Source organism: Bacillus sp. mrc49 (assembly GCF_002803435.1).
Genome location: NZ_PHNG01000484.1, coordinates 1 through 5,766 on the forward strand (window position 1 = coordinate 1; position 5,766 = coordinate 5,766).

A 5,766-nucleotide genomic window follows, 5' to 3' on the forward strand; every position below is an offset into this window, starting at 1 on the left:
CAATTGCTTGATGCCTGTCCTGTCCTCATCAAACAAAAGGACAATATCCTTTATTTCCGCTAACGAGAACCCATATTTTTTTCCACGCATGATGATTTTGAGTTGGGCATACTCTTTCTTTCCATACGCCCTTTTTCCTGATTCTGTACGCTTTGGCTTTAGCATGCCTAGTTCCTCATAATACCGGAGCGTCCTTGTCGTCAATTCGAATTCTTGCGCTAACTCAGAAATGGTGTACATGTTAAAAACCACACTTTACAAAGGGATTATTTACCTTTATCTTACCATTGACGTTAACGTAAACTTCAATAAATATTCACAAAATTTATACTATATGAAACTATATGGAAGATTCAACCTGGTATACTAGGGGTATATTCATTATATAGAAGGGAAGGATTATCATGATTTGTTCAAAAATATTAGTAGCTTATGATGAGTCTGAATTGGCACTTAAATCTTTAGAAAAGGCGATAGAGTTAGCGAAGCTTGATCCGGCCATTGAAGTGCAGGTGCTTCACGCTGTTACTCTACCGATCAAATCAAACATTTACGGCAATGCCTTTCAGGAAATAGAAGAATCGATGCGCAAATATGGCAATGAAGTGATAGGAAAAGCGGAAGCCCTATTATCGGAAATTCCGAATGCTTCCCAAACATTTGTCGTCGAGGGGTCTGCCATCACGGCCTTATTGGAACATGCAAAATCCCATAACTGTGACCTTATCATCATGGGCAGCCGCGGATTAAGCGGATTCAAGGAATTCCTCGGCAGCGTGAGCCATTACATCGTTCAGCATTCGCCTGTGCCTGTCCTCTTAGTTAAATAAAAAGGGATGGGGTGACATATAGTAAGAAGCTGGGTTCCTTAGGAGCCCAGCTTTTTTGATCCGCTTGTTTTACAAACACTTCCGCTTCCAGGTAAAATGAAGGTACTTTTAATGAGGATAACAGGTGAAGCAATGGATATTAAACATTTACAATACTTTATTGAGGTAACTAATTTTAATAATTTCACTCGGGCAGCCGATCATTTATTCATTACACAGCCGGCCATCAGCAAAATGATTAAAAACCTTGAAAACGAGCTGGGCGTCGAGCTTTTTGATCGTTCGCGCAAGCAATTGATACTGACCGATGCAGGCAAGGTTGTTTTGGAGCAGGCAAAGTTGATTGATAAAGCCTTTCGTAATCTGGAAACGGAGGTGGACAATTTGCTGGGCTTGAAAAAGGGACATATTCGCATCGGATTGCCCCCCATCATCGACGCTTCTTTCTTTCCCCAGATTCTTAGCCGGTTTCATGAGCAATATCCGAATATAACCTTTCAGTTAGTGGAGGATGGTTCAAAGAAAATTGAAGAGTCAGTCCAAAAGGACCAAATAGATATAGGCGTGATCGTCCTGCCGACCAACACCTCACTCTTCCACCATTTTTCTTTTTTGGAAGAAGACATTAACTTGATTGTGTACCCTTCCCATCCATTTGCCAATCGGGAAGAAATCGATTTGGCCGAGCTGGAAAACGAGTCCTTCATCTTATTCAACAAAGATTACGTCCTCAGGGATCTTATCATTTCTTCCTGCAGTGAGGCCGGCTTTTCTCCACATATCGTCACGGAAAGCTCACGCTGGGATTTCATCGAAGAAATGGTTTACTGCAAGCTTGGCGTTGCTCTTTTACCTGAAAGCTTGTGCCGGCATGATGAACGCGTGAGGTCGATAAAGGTTAATCAACCATCCATCAGCTGGAAGCTTGGCTTCATTTGGAGCAAGGACCATTACCTTTCATACGCCGCAAAAGAATGGCTAAAATATACGAAGGAAGCGCTCAACAATAAGGAGTGAAATGAAGGTGACCCAAACAGTGTAAGCACTACCATAGATGCAAGTTATGGAAACGATAACATCTAACCATTTTACATGCCTATCGCCCAGGGGTAGACTTGATAAGAGTCAAAGGCCGTTCAGGCTATGGAAACGATATTTTTTAAGAAAGGAGTAAGATATATATGATCACTTTATCTAGTGTCGATGAGTTACGGGCAACCGAAGCCGCGCTTTGGAAAATTAAATATTCATACCCCGAATTATTTAATAAATTATTCCATGTCGTTGCCTTAACACGTACACTGCAATTTAAATATCATTTTATGGGCACATTACTCATGGATGAAAATTATAACGAATACACCCCTGAATTCGTTACGCCCTCCGTTATCGATTTATATAAAGAGGAAGTTCAAAAGCTAAAGAATGATCCTGATTTCCACATCTTACTTCAGATTTTCACCAACAGTAAAAACATAGGCTACGCCAAAATCAGTATGCTGGTGCTCGGTAAAAGCCCTGAATCACTTTTAGGCGCTTCAACAATAAAATGAAGCGCCCATAGGTTCTCCCGAAAAAGACCATCCTAAATGGAGGTTTTTTTTCTTTGCTTAATATTAGAGCACCTTGCTTAGAAAGGCTCTAGTTCGCTCCTGCTGCGGATGATTAAAAATCTCGCTGGGGATGTTTTCTTCAATGATATATCCTTCATCCATGAAGATCACCCGATCGCCAACTTCTTTTGCGAATCCCATTTCATGGGTCACGACCACCATCGTCATCCCTTCCTTTGCCAGCTGCTTCATTACCTCAAGCACTTCACCGACCATTTCGGGATCAAGAGCCGAGGTTGGCTCGTCGAATAACATGATTTTGGGCTCCATTGCCAGCGCCCTGGCAATGGCCACACGCTGCTTTTGTCCCCCCGATAATGAATCCGGATAGGCATTTGCCTTTTCGGCAAGACCCACTTTCTTTAGCAGGTCCATCCCTCTTTGCGCTGCTTGTTCCTTGGAAACCTTGCGTACCTTTAAAGGTGCGAGCATGATGTTCTCAATAACCGTCTTATGTGGAAATAAGTTAAAATGCTGAAAGACCATGCCAACTTCAGTTCGGACTTTATTGATATTGACCTTCTTGTCCGTCGTATCCAGACCTTCGATCAAAATATGTCCTGCCGTAATCGTTTCCAATTGATTGATACACCTGAGAAAAGTTGATTTACCCGATCCAGAAGGCCCGATTACCACAACCACTTCCTGTGGGGAAACGATTGCATTGACATTTTTCAATACTTCATACTCCCCGAAGGATTTCTTAAGATTCTCGATTTTGATCATCCTGTTTTCAACCTTCTTTCGAGTCTATTTAATACGAAGCTTAAAATGAGGGTCAGGAATAAATAAATGAACGCACACGCCAGATACGGCTCCCACACTTTAAAGTACTGGCTTCCCATCGCTTTTCCCCAATACATTAACTCAGGGGCTGCAATGACACATAATAAGGAGGAATCCTTTAATAACACGATGAACTCATTGCCGAGCGGCGGGATCATCCTTTTAAAGGCTTGGGGCAATACAACATGGACCATCGTTTGGGTATGGGTCATTCCCAAGGAACGGGATCCTTCCATTTGCCCTTTATCAATGGATTGAATGCCCGCACGGAATATTTCCGCGATATATGCCGCTGCATTTAAAGATAAAGCAATGACACCGGCGGCTACAGCATTCGTTTCCCCCGTAAATAAGGGCACGATCCCGAAATGAATCAAAAAGATTTGCACTAAAAGCGGGGTACCGCGAAAAACCGTGACATAACAGTAAAATGGGAATGCAAGCGCTTTGTTTTGCATGATTTTACCTAGTCCGATCAATAAACCTAAAAAAGTCCCGATCAGGATGGATGAAACCGACAGCCCAATAGTAAGTAATGTACCTTTCAATAAGAAAGGAGCATATTCAAAAATAATATCCCAGCGAAAACTCATTCCATTCCCCTCCTAAAGGCCAAAAAAACTGCGTAACTTCACACGTAAAGTTACGCAATCTTTTTCTATCTACTTTTTTATTGTTGTGCTTTCAATGTTTCCATATCTGGATCGGTACCAAACCATTCTTTATATATTTCTGCATATTTCCCGTTTTCATAAACGGCATTTACCGCTTTATCGAACTCCGCTTTCAATTCACTGCCTTTTGGAAACATAAGACCGTAGAATTCCTCTTTGAAGGCTTTGCTATCTTCGACGACCTTCAGTTTCTGATCGGGGTTATTTTTCACATATTCCTCAACAACCGTATTATCAGCTACGACCGCTGCCGCTCCCCCTTGTAACAGTTCCTGGATTGCCAGGTTATTATTTTCGAATTTCTTGATATTCTTATTATTTTCCCCAATGAGCTTCTCCACTGCCGCCTGACCAGTTGTACCGGTCTGTACGGCAATGACCTTGCCTTTCAGCTCACTGCCGGACTTTATATTACTTTTCTCTGGAACGAGAATCTTGTTTGTTGATAAGAAATATGGAACGGAAAAATCATAAGTTTGTTTCCTTTTGTCATTTACTGTAATGGCAGAAACCGCGACATCCGCCCTTTTCTCTTCGATTTCGACGAAAATCGGATCCCAGCCTATACTTTCCACTTTAGGTTCATAACCAGCTTCTTTAGCCACGGCAGTGATGAAATCAACATCGAATCCTACAACCTTATCGCCTTCAAGGAATTCAAATGGAGCATAATTGGCGTCCGTCACGATCCTGAGTGTTTTCCCTTCTGACCCTTCTTCTTTACCAGTTGTCGAAACCTCTTTATCCTTGCCGCATCCCGCCAAGATGAGTAACAAAGATAACATGGTAAACATTAAAAAAGAAACCTTCTTCAACATAAATCCCCTTCTCTCTTGTAAACTCTCTTTTCAAAGAAAACAGATAAATCTAACTTTATAGAACATTCAGTATTTTCATTTAAAAGTATTATACGTTTATTTGTTTTTTTATGCAATAAAAAGTCGGTAAATAACTTTCCTAAAATAAAATTTTAATCAATTAACTCGTTAAACCGAGTAAGCGAATATACACCAAAAGGTCAACCTTTCAATTTTGCCTCGTATAAAGCATGATTAGATATTATATTAAAAACAAATAGAGCCCGCATTTTAACATTTCAGACAAAAAAAAGCAGCGGCCGGTATAGCTGGCGCTGCTTACAAGATTTTATGGTGCTTGCTCTTTCACCTCTTCTATATCCAGCATATCCAACAGGAAGATGAAAATCGGTATCCCGATGATCAAGCCCCATATCCCAAGGAAATGCTCGGAAAACAACAAGATGATGAAAGTGAAAAACGTTGGGAGATTCGTCTTTGCCGACATGAATTTCGGGTTCAAAATATAGCTTTCAATCGCATGGATCACAACGATCATGATCAGCACCGCAATCACTTTTGGCATGCCGCCGATGCTATAGGCAATCATGCTAAGAGGGACGAGGGAAATGATGACCCCTGCTACCGGAATCAAACCGAGAAAGAATATCATGATGCCTAGACCGAGCAACTGCGGAAAGCCAAGGATCCATAAGAATGTTACTGATAGCACTGCATTCGTAATGGCTATCAAGAACTGTACCTCAATTACTTTTCCGAATGAATTAACGAATTTAACGCCGAAGTGCCCCAAGTTTATGAAGAACGATTTAAATTTGGCCCGCTTGAATTTAGAAGTGAAGCGGATGATTTTATCTTTTTCCAATAAGAAAAAGAGGCTAAGCAACATGGAAATGAAAATCTGAAATGCGAGTTTACCGAAATCGGATATATAAAGATAGAGTGTATTCATCTGTTTTTGAAGATCGAGCGGCGACTCCAGCTCGTTCATTATATCAATGGCATATTGAATGACCCTACTATCTGGTGGATGTTGAAAGAAGAA

Annotated in this window: 8 protein-coding genes; 3 read left to right on the forward strand and 5 right to left on the reverse strand. The window is 41.1% G+C overall.

Annotated features, from left to right (window positions below; genetic code table 11):
• On the reverse strand, positions 1–240 hold a 240-nt coding region (locus CVN76_RS04500), incomplete at its 3' end, for a MerR family transcriptional regulator (RefSeq protein WP_157805517.1).
• A 164-nt stretch (positions 241–404) separates the two neighbouring features.
• Here CVN76_RS04500 and CVN76_RS04505 point away from each other — a divergent pair.
• The 3 genes from CVN76_RS04505 (at position 405) to CVN76_RS04515 (ending at position 2,383) form a co-directional block, all read left to right on the forward strand.
• A complete protein-coding gene (locus CVN76_RS04505; protein ID WP_100530455.1) occupies positions 405–830 on the forward strand; it encodes a universal stress protein in 426 nt (141 codons plus the stop codon).
• Positions 831–962: 132 nt separating this feature from the next.
• Complete coding sequence (gene cidR, locus CVN76_RS04510) at positions 963–1,847, forward strand: cidABC operon transcriptional activator CidR (RefSeq protein WP_100530461.1); 885 nt, start codon at positions 963–965, stop codon at positions 1,845–1,847.
• A gap of 164 nt (positions 1,848–2,011) precedes the next feature.
• Positions 2,012–2,383, forward strand: coding sequence for a hypothetical protein (locus CVN76_RS04515; RefSeq protein WP_100530456.1), 372 nt, complete (start codon positions 2,012–2,014; stop codon positions 2,381–2,383).
• A 63-nt stretch (positions 2,384–2,446) separates the two neighbouring features.
• Here CVN76_RS04515 and CVN76_RS04520 read toward each other — a convergent pair whose 3' ends face one another.
• The 4 genes from CVN76_RS04520 to CVN76_RS04535 form a co-directional block, all read right to left on the reverse strand.
• Complete coding sequence (locus CVN76_RS04520) at positions 2,447–3,169, reverse strand: amino acid ABC transporter ATP-binding protein (RefSeq protein WP_100530457.1); 723 nt, start codon at positions 3,167–3,169, stop codon at positions 2,447–2,449.
• The gene (locus CVN76_RS04525) at positions 3,166–3,822 is read right to left on the reverse strand and encodes an amino acid ABC transporter permease (protein WP_100530458.1); all 657 of its coding nucleotides are present in this window, start codon (positions 3,820–3,822) and stop codon (positions 3,166–3,168) included. Before CVN76_RS04525 ends, CVN76_RS04520 begins: the two co-directional genes overlap by 4 nt.
• A gap of 77 nt (positions 3,823–3,899) precedes the next feature.
• Positions 3,900–4,697, reverse strand: a complete 798-nt coding sequence (locus tag CVN76_RS04530; RefSeq protein WP_232732102.1) for a basic amino acid ABC transporter substrate-binding protein — start codon at positions 4,695–4,697, stop codon at positions 3,900–3,902.
• Between the two features lie 352 nt (positions 4,698–5,049).
• Positions 5,050–5,766: AI-2E family transporter (locus CVN76_RS04535; protein ID WP_100530460.1), on the reverse strand; the 717-nt coding region annotated here is incomplete at its 5' end.

Excerpts from the sequence above, each read along its gene's own strand:
- CVN76_RS04505 (WP_100530455.1), top strand. The coding sequence starts at position 405 with ATGATTTGTTCAAAAATATTAGTAGCTTATGATGAGTCTGAATTGGCA.
- cidR (WP_100530461.1), top strand. The coding sequence starts at position 963 with ATGGATATTAAACATTTACAATACTTTATTGAGGTAACTAATTTTAAT.
- CVN76_RS04520 (WP_100530457.1), bottom strand. The coding sequence starts at position 3,169 with ATGATCAAAATCGAGAATCTTAAGAAATCCTTCGGGGAGTATGAAGTA.
- CVN76_RS04530 (WP_232732102.1), bottom strand. The coding sequence starts at position 4,697 with ATGTTTACCATGTTATCTTTGTTACTCATCTTGGCGGGATGCGGCAAG.
- CVN76_RS04525 (WP_100530458.1), bottom strand. The coding sequence starts at position 3,822 with ATGAGTTTTCGCTGGGATATTATTTTTGAATATGCTCCTTTCTTATTG.
- CVN76_RS04515 (WP_100530456.1), top strand. The coding sequence starts at position 2,012 with ATGATCACTTTATCTAGTGTCGATGAGTTACGGGCAACCGAAGCCGCG.